This is a genomic window from Streptomyces sp. NPDC031064, assembly GCF_055570965.1.
The window spans coordinates 186,006-208,053 of sequence record NZ_JBVIGF010000006.1 but is presented as its reverse complement, the minus strand read 5'-3'; the positions used below and the strand labels follow the sequence as shown (position 1 = coordinate 208,053).

19 protein-coding genes are annotated in these 22,048 nt (G+C 73.6%); 7 read left to right on the top strand and 12 right to left on the bottom strand.

Annotated elements, in window-relative coordinates:
* Nucleotides 1-22 precede the first annotated feature (22 nt).
* Both ACZ46W_RS22670 and ACZ46W_RS22665 read right to left on the bottom strand, forming a co-directional pair.
* On the bottom strand, nucleotides 23-919 hold the full coding sequence (locus ACZ46W_RS22670; RefSeq protein ID WP_468340224.1) for an RNA polymerase sigma-70 factor: 897 nt from the start codon (nucleotides 917-919) through the stop codon (nucleotides 23-25).
* Nucleotides 916-2,103, bottom strand: coding sequence for an NAD(P)/FAD-dependent oxidoreductase (locus ACZ46W_RS22665; protein ID WP_468340221.1), 1,188 nt, complete (start codon nucleotides 2,101-2,103; stop codon nucleotides 916-918). The genes ACZ46W_RS22670 and ACZ46W_RS22665 overlap by 4 nt, the downstream gene beginning before the upstream one ends.
* A 163-nt stretch (nucleotides 2,104-2,266) precedes the next feature.
* Here ACZ46W_RS22665 and ACZ46W_RS22660 point away from each other — a divergent pair, with 163 nt between their 5' ends.
* Nucleotides 2,267-3,067: an alpha/beta fold hydrolase gene (locus tag ACZ46W_RS22660; protein WP_468340218.1), complete on the top strand. Its 801-nt coding sequence runs from the start codon at nucleotides 2,267-2,269 to the stop codon at nucleotides 3,065-3,067.
* 22 nt (nucleotides 3,068-3,089) lie between these two features.
* Here ACZ46W_RS22660 and ACZ46W_RS22655 read toward each other — a convergent pair whose 3' ends face one another.
* Complete coding sequence (locus tag ACZ46W_RS22655; RefSeq protein WP_468340216.1) at nucleotides 3,090-4,037, bottom strand: DUF6777 domain-containing protein; 948 nt, start codon at nucleotides 4,035-4,037, stop codon at nucleotides 3,090-3,092.
* A gap of 412 nt (nucleotides 4,038-4,449) precedes the next feature.
* On the opposite strand from ACZ46W_RS22655, the gene ACZ46W_RS22650 reads away from it, so the two are divergent.
* A complete protein-coding gene (locus ACZ46W_RS22650) occupies nucleotides 4,450-5,757 on the top strand; it encodes a streptophobe family protein (RefSeq protein ID WP_468340214.1) in 1,308 nt (435 codons plus the stop codon).
* A 100-nt stretch (nucleotides 5,758-5,857) separates the two neighbouring features.
* On the opposite strand, the gene ACZ46W_RS22645 is transcribed toward ACZ46W_RS22650, so the two are convergent.
* From ACZ46W_RS22645 to ACZ46W_RS22620, 6 genes are all read right to left on the bottom strand, one after another.
* Entirely contained in the window at nucleotides 5,858-6,811 is a 954-nt protein-coding gene (locus ACZ46W_RS22645; RefSeq protein WP_468340212.1) for a serine/threonine-protein kinase, read from the bottom strand.
* Nucleotides 6,808-7,638 (bottom strand): hypothetical protein, encoded by an 831-nt coding sequence (locus ACZ46W_RS22640; protein ID WP_468340210.1) that lies wholly within the window; start codon nucleotides 7,636-7,638, stop codon nucleotides 6,808-6,810. The genes ACZ46W_RS22645 and ACZ46W_RS22640 overlap by 4 nt, the downstream gene beginning before the upstream one ends.
* 9 nt (nucleotides 7,639-7,647) lie before the next feature.
* Nucleotides 7,648-10,170 (bottom strand): FHA domain-containing protein, encoded by a 2,523-nt coding sequence (locus ACZ46W_RS22635; protein ID WP_468340208.1) that lies wholly within the window; start codon nucleotides 10,168-10,170, stop codon nucleotides 7,648-7,650.
* Nucleotides 10,171-10,270: 100 nt separating this feature from the next.
* Nucleotides 10,271-11,215, bottom strand: a complete 945-nt coding sequence (locus ACZ46W_RS22630; protein ID WP_468340206.1) for a zinc-dependent metalloprotease family protein — start codon at nucleotides 11,213-11,215, stop codon at nucleotides 10,271-10,273.
* Nucleotides 11,216-11,346: 131 nt separating this feature from the next.
* Nucleotides 11,347-12,630, bottom strand: a complete 1,284-nt coding sequence (locus ACZ46W_RS22625; protein ID WP_468340204.1) for a tyrosine-protein phosphatase — start codon at nucleotides 12,628-12,630, stop codon at nucleotides 11,347-11,349.
* An 11-nt stretch (nucleotides 12,631-12,641) separates the two neighbouring features.
* Nucleotides 12,642-13,202, bottom strand: coding sequence for a TetR/AcrR family transcriptional regulator (locus ACZ46W_RS22620; protein ID WP_468340202.1), 561 nt, complete (start codon nucleotides 13,200-13,202; stop codon nucleotides 12,642-12,644).
* Nucleotides 13,203-13,288: 86 nt separating this feature from the next.
* On the opposite strand from ACZ46W_RS22620, the gene ACZ46W_RS22615 reads away from it, so the two are divergent.
* The 3 genes from ACZ46W_RS22615 (at nucleotide 13,289) to ACZ46W_RS22605 (ending at nucleotide 15,926) form a co-directional block, all read left to right on the top strand.
* The gene (locus ACZ46W_RS22615) at nucleotides 13,289-13,699 is read left to right on the top strand and encodes a nuclear transport factor 2 family protein (RefSeq protein WP_468340200.1); all 411 of its coding nucleotides are present in this window, start codon (nucleotides 13,289-13,291) and stop codon (nucleotides 13,697-13,699) included.
* A gap of 104 nt (nucleotides 13,700-13,803) precedes the next feature.
* Complete coding sequence (locus ACZ46W_RS22610; RefSeq protein ID WP_468340198.1) at nucleotides 13,804-14,691, top strand: SDR family oxidoreductase; 888 nt, start codon at nucleotides 13,804-13,806, stop codon at nucleotides 14,689-14,691.
* Nucleotides 14,688-15,926: an FUSC family protein gene (locus tag ACZ46W_RS22605; protein ID WP_468340196.1), complete on the top strand. Its 1,239-nt coding sequence runs from the start codon at nucleotides 14,688-14,690 to the stop codon at nucleotides 15,924-15,926. The genes ACZ46W_RS22610 and ACZ46W_RS22605 overlap by 4 nt, the downstream gene beginning before the upstream one ends.
* A 15-nt stretch (nucleotides 15,927-15,941) precedes the next feature.
* Here the strand turns inward: ACZ46W_RS22605 and ACZ46W_RS22600 are convergent, their stop codons facing one another.
* Nucleotides 15,942-16,979, bottom strand: coding sequence for a YihY/virulence factor BrkB family protein (locus ACZ46W_RS22600; RefSeq protein ID WP_468340194.1), 1,038 nt, complete (start codon nucleotides 16,977-16,979; stop codon nucleotides 15,942-15,944).
* Nucleotides 16,980-17,058: 79 nt separating this feature from the next.
* Between ACZ46W_RS22600 and ACZ46W_RS22595 the strand changes: the two genes are divergently transcribed.
* Entirely contained in the window at nucleotides 17,059-18,453 is a 1,395-nt protein-coding gene (locus ACZ46W_RS22595) for an NADP-dependent succinic semialdehyde dehydrogenase (protein ID WP_468340192.1), read from the top strand.
* 6 nt (nucleotides 18,454-18,459) lie between these two features.
* Here the strand turns inward: ACZ46W_RS22595 and ACZ46W_RS22590 are convergent, their stop codons facing one another.
* Both ACZ46W_RS22590 and ACZ46W_RS22585 read right to left on the bottom strand, forming a co-directional pair.
* Entirely contained in the window at nucleotides 18,460-19,446 is a 987-nt protein-coding gene (locus ACZ46W_RS22590) for a glutathione S-transferase family protein (RefSeq protein WP_468341141.1), read from the bottom strand.
* Nucleotides 19,447-19,538: 92 nt separating this feature from the next.
* Nucleotides 19,539-20,369 carry an MmyB family transcriptional regulator gene (locus tag ACZ46W_RS22585; RefSeq protein WP_468340190.1) on the bottom strand — a complete coding sequence of 277 codons (831 nt, stop codon included), beginning with the start codon at nucleotides 20,367-20,369 and terminating at the stop codon, nucleotides 19,539-19,541.
* 202 nt (nucleotides 20,370-20,571) lie between these two features.
* Between ACZ46W_RS22585 and ACZ46W_RS22580 the strand changes: the two genes are divergently transcribed.
* Nucleotides 20,572-21,618 carry a hypothetical protein gene (locus ACZ46W_RS22580; protein ID WP_468340188.1) on the top strand — a complete coding sequence of 349 codons (1,047 nt, stop codon included), beginning with the start codon at nucleotides 20,572-20,574 and terminating at the stop codon, nucleotides 21,616-21,618.
* The last annotated feature ends 430 nt before the right edge of the window (nucleotides 21,619-22,048 follow it).

Here is a 22,048-nt window from a genome sequence, read left to right as displayed (position 1 = left end):
GGGCGTGCGACGCCGGCTCCTGCTACCGGCTGATCCGGCGTGGCACCGTCAACGTGAGGAGCTTGTCCGGGTTGCGGACGACGTAGATGTGAGTGATCTCGTCGTTGGTGATCTCGAACAGGAACACGCCCTCCAGGTGGTCGCCGCGGTAGGCGACCAGCGCGGGCGCGTTGTTGCAGTTGGCCCTCTCGATCCGCAGGCCCGGTACCGCCCGCCTCTTGTGGAAGAGAGTCACCAGGCGTGCGGACACCATCTCCGCCCCCACCACCGGCCGGCGAGCCGCGGCAGTCCTGCCGCCGCCGTCGGCTGTGAGGGTGGCGTCCTTCGCGAGCAGCGCCAGCAGCCCTCGCATGTCGCCCGTGGTGGCCGCGGCCATGAACTGATCGGTGATGCGCGCGGCCGTCGCGCTGTCGGCGGGTTCGAAGCGCCTGCGCCGCGCCTGCACGTGCTTGCGGGCGCGGTGCGCCGCCTGACGTACCGTTGCCACGGGTTTGCCGACCACGGCGGCGATGTCGTTGTGGGAGAAGCCGAACACCTCGCGGAGCACGAACACCACGCGTTCGTCGGGTGTGAGTGTTTCCAGCACCACGAGCATCGCCATGGACACGGACTCGGCCAGCACCACGTCGGCCGACGCGTCGTTCGCGTCGAGCAGCACGGGCTCGGGCAGCCACGGGCCGACGTAGTCCTCGCGCCGGCGCGCGCTCGCCCGCAACGCGTTGAGCGCCTGGCGGGTCACCAGCCGTGCCAGATACGACTTGGTGTCGCGCACCGTCGCGAGGTCCACCTCGGCCCACCGCAGATAGCTGTCCTGCAGTACGTCGTCGGACTCGGTTGCCGAGCCGAGCATCTCGTAGGCGATCGTGAACAGCAGTGGCCGCAGCAGGACGAACCGCTCGGCATGCTCGTCGGTGGTCATGGCGACGTGACCCCACGCGGTGCGGTAGCCGGCCGCTCGGGACGGGGACCGCCCTTGGGCCAGATCAGGGAACCCGGCCTCCGCGCCTCGCGACGGATCTTGCCCACTCCCCACTTGCAGGTCAGCTCCTTGATCGCCGCTCCGGCGCGGCCGCCGACGTAGACGTTCACCGGGCTGTCGTCCTTGCGGGCGAGTTGGCGGACGGCGCTGCGCCGGCCCAGGCTGACGCACGCCCCCGAGAAGGCCAGGCTGAGCACCTCCGGCTCGGTCCCGGCGATGCGGCTCAGCACGGTGTCGACGGCCTGCGCACCCAGTGGCCCGGCGGCGTAGGAGCTCATCCGCAGCGGCCGGTCCGACGGTGCCGCCGCGTCGCCCGCCGCGACGACACGGTCGTCGTCGACACTCGTCAGGGTCTCGTCGGTGAGCAGCCGGCCGAGCGCGTCGGTGCGCAACCCACTGGCGCGGGCCAGGTGGGGCACGCTGAAACCGGCCGCCCATATGGTGAGCGCGCTCGACCGCACCGCACCGCTCGCGAGGATGACCGCGTCCGGCCGGACCTCGGCCACCGGGTCGTGCTCGAGCACGGCGACACCGTGCCGGGACAGCCACGCGGCGATGGACCGGCGACCCGGCACGCTGAACGTCGGCGCCAGGGCCGTGCCACAGATCAGGGTGACGGCGCGCCCTCGCTCGGCCAGTTCGGCGGCGGTCTCGATGCCGGTCAAGCCGCCGCCGACGACGCTGACCCGAGCGTCGAGCGGCACCTCTGCCAGCCTGGTGCGCAGCCGCCCGGCGAGCTCGAACTCGCTGAGGGAGAAGGAGAGACCGGCCGCGCCGGGCACTGACGGAGTCGCCCCGGTGCTGCCGACCGCGTAGATGACGTAGTCGTAGTCCAGCGTGCGGCCCGACGCCAGTTCCACCGTGCGGGCGGCGGTGTCGATGCGCGTGGCGCTGTCGACGACCAGCCGGACCTCCTCGCCGAGCAGCGTTCCGTAGTCCACCTCGGCCTCGCCGGTGCCGGCGACGAACTGATGCAGCCGGATCCGGTCGACGAACGCCGGACGGGGGTTGACCAACGTGATGTCCACGCCGGAACGCCTCCGCAGCCGATTGGCCGCGAGCGTTCCGGCGTAGCCACCGCCGATCACGACAACCTTGGTCTTGGGTGAGGTGTGTTCGGTCATGCCCTCAAGACACCGCGGGCCGCCGAAATGTGACACCGGTCGATGTGAGGCGAGGCCCATCGTCCCGCTGCCGGCGCTGCGGGAAGCGGTGGCCGCCCGAGTGTCCCGCGTGCCCCCACCCCGTCCAACTCCCGCTCCTGGTACGGGTCATAGAGTGATCCGCATGAACTCCATATCGCTGGACGGCGTGACCATCCGTTACGACGACTCGGGGCCGGAGGACGGGCTGCCCGTCGTCCTCGTACACGGGCACCCCTTCAACCGCACCCTGTGGGGACCGCAGACCAAGGCGCTGGTGGCGGCCGGGCACCGCGTCATCGCCCCGGACCTGCGTGGTTACGGGGAAAGCGACGTCGTCCCCGGCGTGACCCCGCTGTCCCGCTTCGCCGACGACATCGCCGCCCTGCTCGACCACGTGGGCGTGGAGCGCGCCGTGATCGGCGGGGTGTCGATGGGCGGACAGATCGCCATGGAGTTCCACCTCGGCCGGCCCGAGCGCGTACGGGCCCTGGTGCTGTCCGACACCTCCCCGGCCGCCGAGACCGAGGAGGGCAAGGCGGCCCGCAACGGCCTGGCCGACCGGCTGCTCGCCGAGGGCATGGACGGGTACACGGCCGAGGTGATCGACAAGATGATCGCCCCGTACAACGTCGTCGGGCAGCCGGACGTGGCCGCCCATGTGACGGGCATGATGCGCGCGACCGCCCCGGAGGGCGCCGCGGCGGCCCTCCGCGGCCGGGCCGAACGCCCCGACTACCACGCGAGCCTGGCGTCCGCCGCCGTTCCCGCGCTCGTCCTGGTCGGCGCCGACGACGTCTACACACCGGTCGCCGGCGCCGAGGCCCTGCACGCGCTGATCCCGCACTCCACGCTCGCCGTCATCGAGGGTGCCGGTCACCTGCCGGGTGTGGAGCGCCCCGAGCGGTTCAACGCCGAGCTGCTGCGGTTCCTCGACACCCTGTGAGGCGTCCCGGCCCGGTCGGCGGTCAGTTGGCGGGCGGGGAAGGGGCGGACGGCGAGCCGTAGTTGGGCGACTGCTCGGTGGTGGTCTCGCCCGGCGGAGGCTCCGTGGTCGCCGTCTCCTCCGTCTCCGGGCTCACCGGGGACTCGGGGGTCTCCGGGCCGGGGGAGGACGGCGGCTTGGGCACGGGGGACGACGGGGTCGGGGAGGTCGCGGTGTCGGTGGGGCTGATCGTCGGCGGCTCGGTCTCCCGGTCCCGGTCGGCGTTGGAGTCGCCCGGGTGGCGGGTCACCCATTCGCCGGTGCGGACGTCGACGATGACGAAGACCTTCACGACCTGGGTGGCCGGTTTGACGACGACCGTGTTCGACATGCTGTAGCCGGGCCAGCGGTCGCCCACGGGGCGCGGCGCGGTCCTCGTGACGACCGGGTCGCCCAGCGGGTTGCCGCAGGCGCACCGCACGCGCGGCGCACCCCGGTCGTCGACGAGCACGGCCGTGCCGGCCTGGAGGACCGCCTGGTACGCCCGCGGCTTTCCGTCCCGGTAGCCGTGGTTGGTGACCCACGTGTCGGCGCGCAGCCGCAGCGGGGTCAGTGACCGCAGGTAGTCGGGCACCGTGGGCGGCTGGATGCGCAGGGCGGTGGCGAAGGCGCGGTTCTTGGCCGGCTCGGCCGCCAGGTACTCGATCTGGCGCTCGACGTCGCAGCTCGCCACGTTCTTGGTGCCGCCGTAGAGGCCGCGCCGTGAACCGTCGTACTGCCGCACGGCGTTGTCGCCGGGCGGCGGCTGGGTCGTGGGCACCTGGACCGTGGGGGACGGCGAGTCGGCGGGGTCGCGCGCCGTGGAGTCGGTGAACGGGTCGGGGCCGGTGGCCGCGGCGTTCTGGAGGGAGATCGTGCCGCCTCCGCCGCCGCCCCCGCCGTCCCCGTCACCGCCGGGGCGGGTCAGGACGACGGCGACCACCACGGCCACGACGACGGCCGCCGTGGCGAGGGCGATACGGGGAACGGACCGCCACCACGGGCGGCCCCCGCCACCCGGGCCACCCGGGCCGCCACCGGTGCTGCCACCCGGGCCACCGGGGCCACCGGGGCCACCGGGGCCACCGGGCTCGCCCGGACCGACCGGGCCGCTCGGGCCCTCGGCTCCCGGGCGCGTCGGGGGACCACCCTGAGGGTGGGTGGAGTGGCCCGAGATGGGCCCCGGGGGAGGACCGCTGGGGCGATCGGAGGGCGGTTGGGAAGTCACGTTTTTCCCTTTCTTCCGTATCCGCGCCCATTGTGTGTCCCGTAGGCGCCCGGATGGCAAACGCACCGCACCCGCCCAGTGACACACCGCCACCCTCCGCAGGCGGGCCTCCGCCCGCGCGCTTACCGTGGGCACCGTGAGCCGTCACGGACCCAGCACACAGAGTCAGGCGCCGAGCGGAGCGCGCGGCGCCGTGCACGACTGGGGCGACGCCCTCGTCACCGTGCTCGCCGCACTGGCCGCCATGGCCGTCGTGGCCGCACTCGGCCTGTGGGCGGCGGGCGCCGCCGACCTGCCCGACGGCGCGTTCCCGCGCGTGGTCGCGGCCGTCGTCGTGATCGCCGCCGGCGGCGACGTGGACGTCTCCGGCACCGCCGGGGGCCTCGCCGGAACGGACGCGGAACTCACCCTGATGCCGCTGTCCGTGACCCTCACCGGGGCGCTCGTCGCCGGGACCCTCTTCCTCCGGCCGCTGCGGCACCGCGCCGTCGCCTCCACCGGCGAACTCCTCGCCCGCGTCGCCCGAACAGCCGTCCTGTGGCTGGCCGCGCTCGCCGCACTCACCGCCCTGGCCCGGCACACCTTCTCCATCGCGCCGCCCGGCTCGCCCGTCGACATCATCGGCGGCCTGCTGGACGCGACGCCCACCGTCGGCTTCCGCGCCGACGTCGGGCTCACCCTCCTGTTCGGCCTGATCTGGCTGCTCGGCGTCCTCGCCATGGCCCTGCTCGTCTCCCGCAAGGCCCCGCTCCCCGCCCGGCTGCTGCGCTATCAGGAACCCGTCCGCCCCGCCGCCTTCGCGATGCTGCTCCTGCTCCTCGCCTACGTCGCCGTCGGCCTGGTCGTGGGCCTGATCGTGGCGGCGACCCGCGGCCACGCCGCCGAGACGTTCGCCGTGATCCTGCTGGGCCTGCCGAACGTCGTCTGGCTCGCCCTGGGCCTCGGCATCGGCGCCTCCTGGGAGGGCAGGGTCGAGGGCCCGTTCGGGCTGCCGATGCCGCACGTCCTCGACCAGGCGCTGCGCGGCTCGAAGGACACCACACTGGACGTCACCACCCTCGCCCAGCACGACGGGCGGGCCTGGTGGCTCATCCCCGCCGCCGCCGTGCTGCTGCTGGCCGCCGCGGTCGCCATGGCGGTCCGCTCACCGGCCGGCACCAGGCTGTGGCAGTACGCCCTCCACCTGGGCGTCGCCTTCGCGCTCACCATGCTCGTCGTCACGCCCGTCACCCGCGTCATCGCCCGGCTGGGCCTGTCGATCCTCGGCATCGTGGAGGTCGACGACCTCGGAGGCCAGGTGGCGCTGCGGCCCCATGTGTGGACCGCGGTCGGCCTCGCCCTGCTCTGGGGGCTGGTCGCCGGGGGCCTGGGCGGCCTGCTCGCCGCGCGGGTACGCCGCCCCGGCAAGGTCCCCGCGGCGCCGGACACGCCGTCAGGGCCGTAATCCGGACGGGCTCTTGACGGGCGTGACCCGTGGGCGCTCTGGGACCGGCGTGACCCGTGGGCACTCTTGACGGGCGTAACCCTCATCCTCGCCTTGAGCTTCACAGCTCCCGGAACACCGGCAGCGCCCAGGCGGGCGGGGCGGGGGGCGGTTGCTGCGGGCCGCCGTCGCCCACCAGCGCCGCCCGCAGCTCGGCCACGAACTGAAGGCACGTGTCGTACCGCTCCTCCGGAGTCTTCGCCAGCGCCTTCGCCATGATGGCGTCCACGCCGGCCGGCAGCTCCGGCCGCTCCCCGGTCAGCGACGGCGGAGGATCGTACTGGTGCGCCCACAGCAGTGCCATGTCGTCGTCCCGCCGGAACGGCGGCGCCCCCGCCAGCGTCTCGAACACCACGCAGCCCAGGCTGTACACGTCGCACCGGCCGTCCACCGGCCGCCCCGAGATCTGCTCCGGTGCCACGTAGTCGAGAGTCCCGACGAACTGGCCCACACTGGTGAACCCGGTCAGCGACAGGGACTTCTTCGTCAGGCCGAAGTCCGTGAGGTAGACGTGCTCCGGATGCTCGCTGTCGGTACCCGGCGCCACCAGGATGTTGCCGGGCTTGACGTCCCGGTGCACCAGTTCGTGCGCGTGCGCCGCGTCCAGCGCCGAGGCCACCTGCGCGGCGATCCGCCCCGCCTTGTCGGGCGGCAGGGGACCCTCCCGGTCCAGCAGCGCCCGCAGGTCCTGCCCGGAGACGTACCGCATGGCGATGTACAGCACGCCCTCGGTCTCGCCCGCGTCGAACACCGGCACGATGTGCGGGTGGTCGATGGCGGCCGCTACCCGCGACTCGTGCGCGAACCGCTTGCGGAAGGTGTCGTTGCGCGCCAGCTCGGGGGCCAGCAGCTTCAGCGCCACCGTCCGGTCCAGCCGCAGGTCCCGCGCCCGGTACACCACGGCCATGCCGCCGCGCCCGATCTCGCTCTCCACCCGGTAGTCCGCGATCCGCTTGCCGACCAGCCCGGACGGCCGCCCGGCGGGCAGGTCGTCGCGTGTGACGCGGTCGGTCATCGGCCGTCACCCGTCCGGTCCGGCGGACCGGCCTCGTCCTCGTCCGTTTCCACCAGCCGGGTCGGCTCCGCGCCCGCGTCGGGCACCGCCGCGTGGTCGACCACCTGCGTCGGTTCGTACCCGGCGGGCGGGCCGGAGGCCACGGGCGGCTCCTCGGCGGCGCCGGGGCCCGCCGCGACGGCCGGCGGCGCACCGGACCCGGGGACGACGGCCGTCGCACCGGCCGCCGGGAGGGCGTCCGGTACGGCTTCCGGTACGGCCTCCGGGCCCGCCGAGCGGTCGGCCGCGCGGTCGGCCGGGGCGGCCGCCGACGGGCCGGCCGACGTGGCGTACGTACTCAGCCGCGCGCCGTCGCAGTACAGCCACCGCTCGCGCCGCGCGTCGTACATCCACAGCGCCTCGCCGTCCACGACCAGACCGATCCGCAGCCCCCGCGTCCGCCGCTGGAACGTCTCGCCGTCCAGACGCCCGGCCGCCAGCTCTTCCGCCGCCCGCCGGTAGTGGCCCACCGCCTCCTCGGCCCGGGAGAGCAGCGGCCGGGGATCGGCCGCCGTACCCATCGGCTGCCCAGCGGCCGGGGGGTCCGGCGGTACGGAGACCAGCAGCCGCCCGTCCACCCAGGCGGACCAGCCGTTGGAGCACAGCACCTGGCCCCAGTCGCCGACCCGGTCCAGCAACTGCACGGGCAGGAACGGGTCCAGCGGCACGGTCGGGAGGCCCGGATCGGGCGCCTCCCAGGCCGGCAGGCCCTCGGCGGGTACGACATGGCTGGGCCGGAAGCCGCCCGGAGAGCGGGCAGCACCCGAGGAGGAGCCGGGGAAGACCATGAACGGTGCCTACTTTCGCATGATCACCGGCTCGTGCCGGCGCAGCAGCCTCGCGACCACGAACCCGAGGACGACGGACAGCACCACGAGCATCCCCATGTCCAGCAGCCAGGTCGCCGTCGTGTGCTCGAACAGCGGGTCGGCCGTCTTGTCGGTCGGCGACAGCCGCCGGATGTCGACCGTCGAGCCCATCGCCCCGAACGCCCACCGGGACGGGATGAGCCACGCCAACTGTTCGAGGACGAGCGCCCCGTGGATCTTCAGCAGGCCGCCGCAGAACACCACCTGGACGATCGCGAGGAGCACCAGGAGCGGCATGGTGACCTCCTCCTTGCGCACCAGCGCGGACACGAACAGGCCGAGCATCATCGCCGTGAAGGACAGCAGGGCGACCGCGAGCGTGATCTCGATGAGCGGCGGCATCAGCACGCCCTTGCCGCCCGGGGCGTTCAGCGGGACGCCGATCAGCGCGACCAGCGTCAGGACGACGGCCTGCACGACCGTGATCAGGCCGAGCACCACCACCTTGGACATCAGGTACGCCGATCTGGACAGGCCGACGGCTCTCTCCCGGCGGTAGATCGTGCGTTCCTTCACCAGCTCCCGCACCGCGTTGGCGGCACCCGTCAGCACGCCGCCGACGCACAGGATGAGCAGCACGTTCATCGTCGACTCGCGGCCGAACCGGCCCTCGGACAGCGCCCGGGCCATCGCACCCATCACGAACGGCAGCGCGATCATGATGGCGATGAACGTCCGGTCGGCGCTCAGCGCGGACGCGTACCGCCGTACGAGCGTCCGCAACTGGGCGCCCCAGCTCTGGGCCTTCGGCGGCGGGGCCGGCGGCGCGGCGGCCGCCTGGCCGTCCGGCAGCGGCGGCCGCTGCATGGCGCCCGCGATGTACTGCTGGTGGAGCCGCGAGGCGCGGTAGCCGCCCGCCCAGTCGCGGTCCCGGTCGTTCTCGAACGCCTCGAACGCCTCCGGCCACTGCGCGAAGCCGAAGAACCCCAGGGCGTCCTCGGGCGGCCCGTAGTACGCGATCCGGCCGCCCGGCGCGAGCACCAGCAGCCGGTCGCAGACGTCCAGGCTGAGCACGCTGTGGGTGACGACGATGACCGTACGGCCGTCGTCGGCGAGCCCGCGCAGCATGTGCATCACCGACCGGTCCATCCCCGGGTCGAGCCCCGAGGTGGGCTCGTCCAGGAACAGCAGCGACGGCTTCGTCAGCAGCTCCAGCGCCACGCTGACCCGCTTGCGCTGCCCGCCGGACAGGCTGTGGATCGGCTGGTCGGCGCGCTGCCCGAGGCCCAGCTCCTCGATGACCTCGTCCACCCGGGCCTGCCGCTCGGCGCGGACGGTGTCCTCGGGGAAGCGCAGCTCGGCGGCGTACGCGAGGGCGCGCCGGACGGTGAGCTGGAGGTGCAGGATGTCGTCCTGCGGTACGAGGCCGATACGGCGGCGCAGCTCGGCGTAGTCCCGGTACAGGTCACGCCCGTCGTACAGGACGGTGCCCCGGTCGGCGGGGCGCAGCCCGGTGAGCGCGTTGAGCAGCGTGGACTTGCCCGAACCGCTGGGCCCGACGACGCCGAGCAGGCACTTCTCCCCGACGGGGAAGGTCACCTCGTCGATGAGGGTCTTGCGGCCCCGGTCCACCGTGACCGCCAGGTCCTGTACGTCCAGCGACACCTCGCCGGTGTCGGTGAACTCCACGAGCTGGGCCCCGACCAGGCAGAACGCCGAGTGGCCGATGCCGACGATGTCGTCCGGCGTCACCCGGGCGCGGGTCACCGGCTGGCCGTTGAGGAAGGTGCCGTTGTGGCTGCCGAGGTCGTGGATCCAGTACGTCCCGTCCGGCTGGGCCAGCAGCTCGGCGTGCCGGCGCGAGACCGTGAGGTCGTTGACGACCAGGTCGTTGTCGGGGCCGCGCCCGATGCGCACGGTCCGGGCCGGCAGCGGCCGCACGGAGGTGGGCTGCCGGAACGTTCCGGTCGCGGCGGGCATCGACACCGAGGACGGCCGCGGCGCGGGGGGCGGGGCGGGCGACGCGGGCGGGGCCTGCTCCCAGGCCGGCGCCTGGGGCTCGGGCTCCGGGGGCGGGGCGGGCGGCGCCTGCGACCAGGACGGCGAAGGGGCGGGCTCCGGGGGCGGGCCCTGCTCCCAGGCCGGCGCCTGGGGTTCGGGCTCCGGGGGCGGGGCGGGTGGCGCGGCCTCTTCGGGCGCCGAGAGCAGGGCGCGCGGCCCGTCGGCGGGATGCCCGAAGTGGATGACGCTGCCGGGGCCCACACCCCAGGCCTGGACGCGTCTGCCCTCGGCGAAGGTGCCGTTGGTACTGCCCTCGTCCCGTACGGTCCACCGTCCGCCCTCGGGGCGCAGCACCGCGTGGTGCCAGGAGATCCGGGCGTCGACCAGCACGATGTCGCTCGCTGGGTCACGCCCGATGCGGTACTCCCGACTCGGACTCATCACGGTGGAGTCCCCGTCGATGTCGAGGACCAGCTCGGGCGCGGTGGGCACTTGTGGCCGCTCTCCCATAGGGGAATTTTATCTTTCCGGCCCGACATACGCCTGGGAAGTGCGAAATTCCGGGCCTGCCGCGGCCTCCGGCCCCTCTCTCACCGCCTCCGGCCCCCGCTCACCGGCCCGGCCGGCGGCGGTAGTCGGCCACGATGCGGACCACGGCGTTGAAGGTACGCACGCTGTCGGCGGGCCTCGGCTGCCCCACGGGGGTACCGAGCCGTTCACCCCGGTAGGTCTGGCGGGGGTTGGAGTAGCGGTTGATGCGCCGGCAGGGGCCGCCGGTCGCCCTGCGGCAGCTCGACTCGTACGCCTCCAGCGTCGACCACCTGCCCGAGGGCGGGAAGTAGCCGCGCGCGCTGTTCGCCCCGCGGGGCGCGGTCACGTAGTCGTGCATGGCGCCCAGGTTGTGGGCGATCTCGTGGGCGAGGGAGTGGTGCGCGAGGGCCTTCTGCGCGACGACGCTGTAGCCGTGGCCGCTGGTCCGGGACGTCACGCGCCGGGGCCGGTTGGCGAGCCCCGCGGCGCCCCTGCTGCCGGTCACCACCGTGACCAGGTCGGCCCCCACGCTGTCCCGGAGGCGGGGCAGGTGGTCGGCCACGCCGTCGCCGCGCCGAGCGACCGCCTTCAGCAGGGCGGCCCCGGAACGGTCCAGCCGGGTGGGCACCGGGGCCCGCACGATGCCGAGGAGGCGGAGGCGGGCGTGGACGGCGCCGGCGGCGAACGCCTGGGAGGCGGAGGTGACGGCCTGCCGGATCCGGGCGCGCACGGTGCGCTCGCCGCCCGCCTCGCGGGCCGCCCGGGCGGTGAAGCCGGCCAGGACGTCGATGGTGACGATGCGTTGCGCCTGGTGGGGGCGGGGCACCCGCATGCAGTGACGTTTCTTCTTCGCCGGGGCGCGGCACGTCCCGGCTGCCCCCTCCGCCTCGGGCGCGGGCGCGGCCACGGGCGGGGCGGAGGAGGCCGACGAGGCGGACGGCCGCTCCTGGGCGGGCGAGCAGCCGGTGGTGCTCAGCACCAGGGCCAGCGCGGCGGCCCCCAGTGAGGAATGGGCAAGGCGCATCTCCATCCTTTCGCAGAGCGGAACCCTCAAGGTGTCCTTGCGAGAAGGGTGGTGCCGCATGCGCGGCCCGGCGCCGATTCACCGGTTCGGCCCCGGGGAGGGAAGGGCCGCGGGAGCCGCTTCGGGCCGGGTCAGGCCGGCTTCCCGAGCCGCTTCTCCAGGAGCGTGACCGCGTACGTGCGGCCCTGGCCGCCGTCCTTGGCCGGCTGCTCACCCACGACCACGTACCCCGCCGCCTCGTAGTAGGCGCGCAGCCGCGCGTTGCCGGCCAGGCAGTCGAGCCGGCACAGGCTCCGCCCGGCGGCGGCGAGGCGCCGTTCCGCCTCGGCGAGCATCCGGCGCCCGGTGCCGGGCGGGCCGGTGCGGTGGTCCGTCATCAGCCGGTGGACGTAACCGGCCGTCGGGGGCTGCGGCCCCCAGGCGGCCGGGTCGTCCCACCACAGCTCCCAGGCCCCGGCCACCGGCCCGCCGGGGCCGAGCGTGGCGATCCAGACCTCGCCGTCGGCCAGGCGCGCCCGGAAGTGGTCCTCGCCGAGCTGCCCGGGCTTCCACTGGTCGATGCCCCGGGCGAGCAGCCGGCGCGCCGCCTCGTCACGCAGCCGGACCAGCTCGGCCAGGTCGCGTTCGTCCGCGCGCCGGAAGTCCAGCGGCGGCTCCCCGGCCGGTTCGAGCAGGCGGGCGTGCAGGGCGGCGACCAGCTCGTCGTCGACGCCCAGCAGGCCCGTGGCGTAGTCCCGTACCGAACCGTGCCGTTCGGCCAGGGCGGCGAGGAACAGGCGCATCACGTCGGCGGGCGCGCGGCCGTAGCCGGGCCACTCGGGGAGGCGGCCGGAATGGGCGGCCCGCCAGTCGGCGACCAGCCGGTCGGTGGCGAGCTCGGTGAGCGCGAAGTCCTCGACGATGTCGGTCTCGTCCACACCCAGCAGGGCCAGGACGAGCGCGGCCAGCAGGCCGGTGCGGTCCTTGCCGGACGCGCAGTGGAAGACGACCGGGCCGTCCCCGGCCCCGGCGATCACCTCCAGGGCCCGGCGCAGTTCCTTGACGCCGTCGTGGGCCACCTCAAGGTAGCGCTCGGCGAGGTACGGGCCGGGCTCGACCTCCGGGCCGAGGGCGGTCTGGTCGTAGGGCCGGTGCTCGACGCTGAGGTTGTGGTAGGCCAGCGAAGGGTGGTCGGGGACACGGCCCTTGGCGTCGATCTCCCAGGGGTAGCGCAGGTCGATGACGGTACGGACGCCCAGCGCGAGGAAGCGGTGCCAGTCCTCGCCCCCGTCCCCGTCCCTGTCCCCGTCCGTCAGCTTCGACAGGGAGTCGGAGCGGAACAGCGCCCCCCACCGCACGCGCCGGCCGTCCCCGGTGGCGTACCCGCCGAGGTCCCGGAAGTTGTGCAGCCGCTCGAAATTCACGTGTCTGTTCACAACCGGGCACTCTATGCGGGGACTTGACGCAGCAGCAGGGCCGCCGCCTCCCGCGCCTCCCGCGCGGCCGCGGACGAGCCGGTGATGGCGGCGGTGGTCATGGCGCCCTCCGCGAGCAGCGCGACATGGGCTCCGGCCGAGGCGGGGGCGCCCGCCTCGGTCACCAGGTCGGTGACGTACCGCCGGAACTCCTCCTTGTGCCGGCGTGCGGCCTCCGAGACCTCCGGCGAGGTGGCGCCGAGTTCCCCGAAGGAGTTGATGAACGCGCAGCCGCGGAAGCCGGGTTCCTCGAACCAGCTCCGCAGCCAGTCGAAGACCGCGAGCACCCGCTCGCGCGGCGGGGCGTCCAGGGAGTCCACGTACGCGGCCAGGCTGCCGCGCCAGCGGGCGTCGCGGCGCAGCAGGTACGCCTCGACCAGCGCGCCCTTGGAGGGGAAGAGCTGGTACAGGCGCCGCAGGGTGACCCCGGACGCCGACCGGACGGCGTCCATGCCCACGGCCTGGATGCCCCGGCCGTAGAACAGCTCCTCGGCCGCGTCGAGCACCCGGGTCCTGGCCGCCTCGGTGTCCATGTCGCCACTCCCTTGCGTGAGAACCATCGTTCTCGTACGGTACTCGATCAGGTGAGAACGAGCGTTCTCATCCGAGAGGAGACCCCGTGCGCCCGCCCCTGCCCCCGTTCACCGAGGAGACCGCCCGCCTGAAGGTCCGGCTCGCCGAGGAGGCCTGGAACACCCGCGACCCCGAGAAGGTCGCCCTCGCCTACACCGAGGACTCCGAGTGGCGCAACCGCGATGTGTTCCTGCGCGGCCGGGACGAGATCGTCGCCTTCCTCACCGCCAAGTGGCGGCGCGAGCTCGACTACCGGCTCCGCAAGGAGCTGTGGGCCTTCACCGGTGACCGCATCGCCGTGCGCTTCGCGTACGAGTACCACGACGCCGACGGGCGGTGGTTCCGCGCGTACGGCAACGAGAACTGGGAGTTCGACGAGCGCGGCCTGATGCGCAAGCGCTACGCGAGCATCAACGACGTCCCGATCACCGGCCCCTCGGAGCGGATCGAGGTCTGACCGTCCGACCGCTGTCCGGGCGCTGTCTGATTCGCGGTGAACGCATCGGTCGTCAAGTCTTGGGAACGCGAGAAGTCGACCCGTGACCAGCAGAGAGGCGGACCATGACCGACCCCCGCGAGCCCCAGGACCCCGTCACCCGGCACCCGCAGCCGGACTTCCCCGAACAGGAGCAGCCGCACCCGGGATGGACCGGCCCGATGGACCCGCCGCCCGACCACGGCGAGGAGTCCTACCGGGGCACCGGACAGCTCGCCGACCGCGTCGCCGTCATCACCGGCGGCGACTCCGGCATCGGGCGCGCGGTGTGCCTGGCGTTCGCGCGCGAAGGCGCCGACATCGTCTTCACCCACCTCCCGGAGGAGGAGGGCGAGGCGCGCGAGACCTCGCGCCTCGTCGAGGAGGCCGGCCGCAAGGCCATCGCCATGGCGGCCGACAACCGGGACGAGGAGCAGTGCCGCGCCCTGATCCGGCGGGTCACCGACGAGTTCGGCCGGATCGACGTCCTGGTGAACAACGCCGCCTACCAGATGGCCCAGCCGGACGGCATCGAGGCGATCACGACCGAACAGTTCGACCGGGTGATGAAGACCAACCTGTACGGCATGTTCTGGCTGACCAGGATGGCGCTGCCGCACATTCCCCGGGGCGGCTGCGTCATCAACACCACCTCCGTACAGGCATACAAGCCCAGCCCCCCGCTGCTCGACTACGCCATGACGAAGGCGGCCATCGTCAACTTCACGCACAGCCTGGCCCAGATGGTCGCCGAGCGCGGCATCCGGGTGAACGCGGTGGCCCCCGGACCGGTCTGGACGCCGCTGATCCCGGCGACCATGCCCGAGACGGCCGAGTTCGGGAAGCAGTCGCCGCTCGGACGCCCCGCCCAGCCGGCGGAGATGGCGCCGGCGTACGTCTTCCTCGCCTCGCCCGGCGCGAGTTACATCACCGGAGAGATCGTCAACGCCACCGGCGGCACCCCGCTGCCGTGAGCCCGGCTGCCCACGCGCGCGAGCTGTGGCACCGGGCAGGCTGGGAGGCGGCGGCGGTCGGCCGGTCCGTACGGCGCGCCCTGACCGGCCCCGGCCCGGAACGGGACCTGGCCGTCCAGTCCATCAAGGCCGCCGGCGCCGCCATCCTGGCCTGGGCGGTGGCCGGCTGGTGGTGGAAGGCCCCGCTGGCGCTGATGGCGCCCTGGACGGCGGTCGCCCTCGTACAGAGCACCGTCTACCGCTCGGTGCGCACCGGCGTCCAGCAGGTCGTCCTCATCGCCACCGGTACCGTCCTGGCCGCCGCGGCCGCCGGGCTGACCGGCAACACCATGGCGGCGATGGCGATCGTGCTGCCCGTGACCGCCCTGCTCGGCAACTGGTCCCGCTTCGAGGACCAGGGCGTCTACGCCTCCACCACGGCGCTGTTCGTCCTGGTGTACGGCTCGTTCAGCGGCTTCGACATCGTGCACCGGCTGCTGGAGACGCTCCTCGGCGCGGTCATCGGGATCGGTGTCAACGCGCTGATCCTGCCGCCCGTGCACCTGCGCCACGCCCACGAGTCGCTGTGCCGGCTGCCCAGGGACGGCGCGGAGCTGCTGCGGGCGATGGCCGCCGAGATGGAGCGCGGCTACGACCGGTCGAAGGCTCAGGAGTGGCACGCGCGCGCCCGGCGGCTGCCGCAACTGCTCGCCGACCTCCGCAGGGCGCGGCTGTGGACCCGCGAGAGCCTCCGCCTCAACCCGGCCGGGCGCCGTATCCGCCGCCCGGTTCCCGAGCTGCCCTCCACGCAGTGGGACGCGGCCTGGGAGAGCGCCGCCGACCACCTCACGGCGCTCACCCGCATGCTCGCGGAGGCGGCGGGGGACCGGCCCCGGCTCAGGCCGCCGCCGGACACGGTCCTCGGGGACGTGCCGCCGTTGTTGCACGCCCTCGCGGACGTGTGCGAGGCGGACTGCGCGGCGCTGGGCGCACCGGTCGACGCGAGCCCGGGCATGGGCCCCGGAGGCCGGGGCGTCGACCGGGACGGCGGCGCTCACGGCGACGGCCGTGTCGGCGGCGACGGCGGTGTACGCGACGAGGCCCTGGGGCGGGCCTGGGAGGCCCAGCGGCGCCTGAAGGCCCGGCTCGCCGACCAGGACGGCGAGACCGCCACGTCGGTCGGGGGCCTGGCGGCCGAGCTCCAGCAGCTCCTGCACGACCTGGAGGAGGCCCGGGTCACCCCCCGGGACGGCTGAGCGTGCGGACGGCCGTCACCCGGGGCCTTCGTCGGAGCGTTCCTGGTCGGAGCGCTCCTCGTGGCGGCGGGTCATCTCCGGGGGCCATGTGCGGGTGTCGCGGGGCTCGACGTAGGGCTCCTCCGACTCCGGCATGCCGCCGCTGATGGCCCGCTGGCGCGCCAGCTCTGCGTCGAGTTCCAGCCCGAGCAGGATGGCCAGGTTCGACAGCCACAGCCAGATCAGGAAGGTGATGACACCGGCCAGGGTGCCGTAGGTCTTGTTGTACGAGCCGAAGTTCGCCACGTACAGCGCGAAACCGCCGGAGGCCAGCAGCCACAGCAGCACCGCCAGCACGCTGCCCGGGCTCAGCCAGCGGAAGCCCTGGCCGTGGACGTTGGGCGCCCGCCAGAACAGCAGCGCGATCATCAGGATCACCAGGACGATCAGCACCGGCCACTTGGCGATGTTCCAGACGGTGACCGCCTCGTCGCCGAGGCCGATGGCCTGGCCCGCGCGCTGCGCCAGCGGGCCGGTGAACACCACGATCACCGCGCTCACCAGGAGCAGCACCATCAGCACCAGGGTCAGCCCGACCCTCAGCGGGGTCAGCTTCCACACGGGACGGCCCTCGGGGAGGTCGTACACGGCGTTGGCCGTACGGATGAAACCCCCCACGTACCCGGACGCCGACCAGATCGCCGCCACCAGGCTGACCGCCGCGACCACGCCGCTCGCCCCCGGGCTGTCCTGGAGCTGGCGCACCGCGTCCCCGAGGATGTCCCGTACGGAGCCGGGCGCGAGCTGCTGGAGGTTGTCCAGGACGGCGCGCGTCGCCGAGTCGCCGATCATGCCCAGCACCGACACCATGACCAGCAGTGCCGGGAAGATCGACAGGACGCCGTAATAGGTCAGAGCGGCGGCGCGGTCGGGGAGCTCGTCGTCCATGAACTCCTTGCCGGTCCGCCTCAGGACCGCCCGCCAGGAGCCGGCGGACAGGTCGGTGGGCTCGTCCGGCGCCCCCGTGCCCTTCACCCCCGCCGCGTTTTCCTTGTCGTCACCTGTGTGTGCCATACCGGCACGGGTTACCCGGGAGGCCCGGCTCAACCCGCCGCCGTAGGGTCGGGACAGCGACTGCGAGGAGGATCCGCCCATGCCCATCGCGACCGTCAACCCCGCCACCGGCGAGACGCTCAAGACCTTCGAGGAGCTCACGCCCGACGGGATCGAGCGGTGCCTGGCCGCCGCCGACGCGGCCTTCCGCCGCTACCGCACCACCACGTTCGCCGACCGGGCCCGCCTGCTCGAACGCGCGGCCGACCTGCTGGAGGCGGACCAGGAGGACATCGCCCGCACGATGACCACCGAGATGGGCAAGCCCCTGAACGCCGCCCGCGCGGAGGCGGCCAAGTGCGTGAAGGCCATGCGCTGGTACGCCGCCAACGCCGAGCGGCTCCTCGCCGACGAACACCCGCCCGAGGCCGAGGTGCGGGACGCCGGCGCGGCGCACGCGCGCGTGCACTACCGCCCGCTCGGCCCCGTGCTGGCGGTCATGCCGTGGAACTTCCCGCTCTGGCAGGTCGTCCGGTTCGCCGCGCCCGCGCTCATGGCGGGCAACGTCGGGCTGCTCAAGCACGCGTCGAACGTCCCGCAGACCGCGCTCTACCTGGAGGACCTCTTCCGCCGGGCGGGCTACCCCGAGGGCGTCTTCCAGACCCTGCTGGTCGGCTCCCGTGCCGTCGAGGGCATCCTGCGCGACGACCGGGTGGCCGCCGCGACCCTGACCGGCAGCGAACCGGCGGGGCGCTCGGTCGCCGCCATCGCGGGCGACGAAATCAAGAAGACCGTTCTGGAGCTCGGCGGCAGCGACCCGTTCGTGGTGATGCCGTCGGCGGACGTCCAGAAGGCCGCCCACGTCGCCGTCACCGCCCGTGCCCAGAACAACGGCCAGTCCTGCATCGCCGCCAAGCGGTTCATCGTCCACGCGGACGTGTATGACGCCTTCGCCGAACGCTTCACGGCCGGCATGGCGGCGCTCACGGTCGGTGACCCGATGGACGAGTCCACCGACGTCGGGCCGCTCGCCAGCGAGGCCGGCCGGGACGGCCTGGCGGAGCTCGTCGACGACGCCGTACGCCAGGGCGCGACCGTGCTGTGCGGCGGCCGCCGCCCCGAGGGCCGCGAGGAGCGCGGCTGGTTCTACGAGCCGACCGTCCTGGCCGGCATCACGCCCGCCATGCGGATCCACCAGGAGGAGACCTTCGGGCCGGTCGCCACGCTCTACCGGGTGGCCGGCATCGACGAGGCGGTGAAGGTCGCCAACGACACCTACTTCGGGCTCAGCTCCAATGTCTGGACCCGCGACGACGCCGACGTGCAGCGCTTCGTGCGCGACCTGGAGGCGGGTGGCGTGTACGTCAACGGGATGACCGCCTCCCATCCCGCGCTGCCGTTCGGCGGCGTGAAGCGCTCCGGGTACGGGCGCGAGCTGTCCGGGCACGGCATCAAGGAGTTCTGCAACGCCACCACCGTCTGGCAGGCGACCTGACCACCGCTACAAGGGCTGGACGACCTCGCCGGACGGGGGAGGGGGCGGCGGCGTACCGTCACCGAACGGGCGCCCGCCCAGCTCCTCCCGGTGGTGCGGGGTCCGCCAGCCGCGCAGGTCCGGGCCGCGCGGCACGATCCGCGTCGGATTGATGTCCTCGTGGACCATGTAGTAGTGCCGCTTGATGTGGTCGAAGTCCACCGTGTCGCCGAAGCCGGGCGTCTGGAACAGGTCCCGCGCGTACGCCCACAGCACCGGGTCCTCGGTGAGCTTGTTGCGGTTGCACTTGAAGTGACCGTGGTAGACGGCGTCGAACCGGACCAGCGTGGTGAACAGCCGGACGTCCGCCTCCGTGATCGTGTCGCCCACCAGGTAGCGCTGCCCGGCCAGGTGCTCCGACACCTGGTCCAGCCGGGCGAACAGCCGCGCGTACGCCGCGTCGTAGGCCTCCTGGCTCTTGGCGAAGCCGGCCTTGTACACCCCGTTGTTGATGTCCTGGTAGACGCCCTCCATCCGCTCGTCGATCTCGTCCCGCAGCGCTTGCGGGTAGAGGTCGGGCGCGCCCTCGCGGTGCAGGGCCCGCCACTCGGTGTCCAGGTCCAGGGTGATGCGCTGGTAGTCGTTGGTCACCAGCCGGCCGCTCGGTACGTCGACGACCGCCGGGACGCTGATGCCGCCGTCGTACCCCTTCTCCCTGGCGTGGTACGCCTCGCTCAGGAACCGGATGCCGAGCACCGGGTCCCGGCCGTCCGGGTCGAGGGTGAAGCGCCAGCTCCGCTCGTCCTGGACCGGGTCGGCCACGGCCACGGACAGGGCCCCCTCCAGGCCCAGCAGCCGCCGCACCACCAGTGAGCGGCTCGCCCACGGGCAGGCCCGGCTGACCACGAGCCGGTACCGCCCGGCCTCGACCGGCCAGCCGTCTCGGCCGTCGGCGGTGATCCGGTCCGTGAAATGGCTCGCGGACCGAGTGAACTCGGCGGAGTCGCGCACGATGCCTGCCCCTTCCGGCGACGAGGACGGACTTACGGCGCCCGGGTACCCGTCCCCGGCGGGGCGTCACACGCGACCGGTGCCTCAGCGGGGCGTCACTGCGCCTCGCGGGCGCGCAGAGATGGGGGACGGCCGCGGCGGCGGCGCGGTCCGGGGCGGAAGGCCAGCATGATCAGCCGCGACCCGGGGGCCGCCAGCGGCTGGGCCGCGCACATCGTCACCCACCCCTGGCCGAGCTCGGGGTGGGAGAGCGGCCGCTCGTCGCCGTCCAGGGGGCTGTACGCGCTCGCCGACTCGTAGAGGGGTTCCGCCACCGGGTCGGCCAGGACGTCCTGTTCGATCGCGCACAGGGTCTTGTCGGACGGGTCGGCGGCGAGCGCGACACGCAACTGGGGGAGCACCAGGGGCGCCCACGCCGTCTCCCAGTCCGTCAGGACGGTACGGGCCTCCGGCTCGACCGCCATCCACCGCATGGTGTTGGCGGGGACGCGGCGGTTGGGGAAGAGCGCCTCGAAGGGCGCGTTGTGGGCGAGCAGGTTCCAGGAGCGGTCGTTGATGTACGCCGGGTGGGAGATGCCGTCGAGGATCTCCTGCCACACGCCCGGGAGCTCCTCGCCCGAGCGGGAGTCCAGCGGGCGGGGCGGGTCCTGGCCCAGGGCGTACCGCCACAGCGCGATCCACTCCTGCTCGTTCATGCGGAACAGCTTCGCCACGTCCTGGAGGAGATCGACCGGCGGGTTGGGGTAGCGGCCGGATTCCAGGCGGCCGTACGTGTCCGGGGCGCGGTGCAGGATCTGGTCGATCTGTGCCTGGGAGAGCCCCCGGGCCCGCCTGCCCTGCCGCGTGGGGCGCGACAGGCCGTGGCTCTCCGGCGTGATCGACGCCCGGCGCTCGCTCAGCAGCAGACGCAGTGCAACCTTGTCCATGACGTTTCTTCCCCGAGGGGGCGGCCGCCGGTTGTGCCGTGGCCGCCGTGGTGTGCCGTGGGCCGTTCCGGGAACATCCGGGACAGGTGCCCGGAAGGGCCACACCGGTACGCTGGCCCGTTGTACGCCGACGATCAAGCATTCGCGTGGTGCGTACATGCGCACGGCGCACACACGCAGGCGTAATACGGGGGCAAGGGCAATGGACCAGGACAATTCCGCGCGCGGTGATTCCGTGCCGCCCGCCGCCGCGGGCGGGCACGACGATCTGTCGGCGGCCGCCAGGGCCCTGTACGCCGGGATTACCAGGGGCGAGCCGCTCGGCCCGGCGGACGGCGCGGCGCTGCGGGAGCTGCTGGAGTGGCGCCTGGTCGCCGTCGACCCCGACCGGCCCGAGGCGCCGATCGCCCTGGACCCGCAGGAGGCGGGCCGCCGCCGGCTCGACGACGGGCTGCGCGAACTGGCCGCCCGGGCGGCCCGGATGGCGGCGGTGCCCGACGTCGCCGACGAGCTCGCCCTGCACTTCGAGCGCGCCAAGTGGCGCTCCGGCGCGGGCAGCGAGTTCCTCGCCGAGCCCGAGCAGGTCGGCGCCCGGATCGGCGAGGCCGTCGGTCAGGCCGAGACCGAGCTGCTGACCGCCCAGCCGCTCGGCCCGCGCGGCGACGACGCCATGGAGGCCGCCCTCGCCCGCGACGCCCGCGCCCTGGCCCGTGGGGTGAGCGTGCGCACCCTGTACCGCGACGGGGAACGGGACGATCCGGCGACTCGCGACCGGGTGACCCGGCTGACCGCGCGGGGCGCCCAGTTCCGTACGCTCGCCGCCCCGTTCCAGAGCTGCGTCGTCGTCGACCGGCGCCAGGCGTTCATCCCCGACCACGTGGTCAACTCCAGTCCCACGCACGCCGCCTGGCACGTGATGGACCGCGCCCTGGTGGCGTTCATCGCCGAAGGGTTCGAGGACGCCTGGCGCCGCGCCGACATCTGGCACGGCGACCCCCGGCGGGCCGTTCCCGACGGCGGTGCAGGGCTGACGCACCGTCAGCGCGAGATCCTCATCGACACGGCGGCCGGCGTCGACCAGCGCATCACCGCCCGGCGCCTGAGCATCGGGCTGCGCACCCTGACCAAGGAGCTCGGGGTGCTGCGCGCCCGCTGGGGCGCCCCCACCCTGGCGGCGCTCTCCTACCAGTGGGCCCTGTCCGCCGAACGGCGGCGGATGACGGAGGACGCGGCCGCTTTGGAGGAGTGAGGGGGCACGATCCGGCCTCCGGTGGACACGTGGTGGCTGAAGCTTTTTCACCGAAGAAGCATCAGAAGAAATCCCCGGAGGAATCCTGCATCCTGGACGAGTTGATCGGCACGCCTTACGGGCGCTGGCGGTCCGCGAAACCGCTATTACGGGGGGCGTTGTCCGCGCCTCATGCCAGAAACGGGCAACGCAGGGCACGGGCAGCGTGTCCTGCCGGGCATCGCGTGGATACCGCAAGGTCGAGCCAGGGCCTTCCGGGCCGCCACACCGGATCATCGGTACGTCCCCCGTGATAGGGCGGGCCCTTGCGGCATACCCAACTGACCCCACGGCAACGCGAGTTGGCGGGGGCCGGGTGCGGCGGCCGGCGGCGGGAGCAGTACTGTGCGCGGCACGCCGCACGTCGTGGCGGCGTACGACCACGTACCGG